Below are 722 nucleotides of genomic sequence, written 5' to 3'. Positions count from 1 at the left end.
AATGTCGCCGCGTCGGCGGCGAACAGCGTCGCAGCCAGCGTCAAGCCGAGAATGACCAGGATGAGTTTTTTCATGCGCCGCCGCCTAGAGAATTGCCGCGCAAACTAGGTAAAGCACCTAGTCGAGTCGAGAGCGCCTCTTCATCCGGCGAGACGAAAGGTGGCCAGATGGTACCATCTGGCCACACATGGCTCCTGCCGGAGTTGTTACTTGATGCCGCGCCGGACTGCTCCGGCGTCTTCGTTCAGAGGATGAACCGCGACAGATCGGTGTTTCTGGAGAGGTCTCCGACATGCTTCTGGACATAGGCGGCATCGATGGTGACGGCCGTGCCGTTGCGGTCCGGCGCATCGTAGGAGATCTCGTCCAGTACCCGCTCCATCACCGTCTGCAGCCGCCGCGCGCCAATGTTCTCGATGCTGGCATTGAGGTCGACGGCGACGCCGGCCAGCGAATCGATGGCATCGTCGGTGAAAGTCAGCTCGACGCCTTCGGTCTTCATCAGCGCGATATACTGTTTGATCAGGCTGGCCTCGGTCTCGGTCAGGATGCGGACGAAGTCGTCCTTCTCCAGCGCACGCAGTTCGACGCGGATCGGCAGTCGGCCCTGCAATTCCGGCAACAGGTCTGACGGCTTCGAGACGTGAAACGCGCCCGAGGCGATGAACAGGATATGGTCCGTCTTCAACGGCCCGTATTTGGTCGCCACCGTAGTGCCCTCG

The 722-nt window shown here is 61.1% G+C and carries 1 protein-coding gene; it reads right to left on the bottom strand.

Annotation, left to right across the window (positions count from 1 at the left end; translation table 11 throughout):
* Nucleotides 1-244: 244 nt before the first annotated feature.
* Nucleotides 245-722: AAA family ATPase (locus X744_RS139740; protein WP_023763238.1), on the bottom strand; the 478-nt coding region annotated here is incomplete at its 5' end.

This window comes from Mesorhizobium sp. LNHC252B00 (assembly GCF_000502955.1).
Taxonomy (GTDB): Bacteria; Pseudomonadota; Alphaproteobacteria; order Rhizobiales; family Rhizobiaceae; genus Mesorhizobium.
The sequence above is the reverse complement of the archived record's forward strand: the minus strand, read 5'-3'. Positions and strand labels throughout refer to the sequence as shown.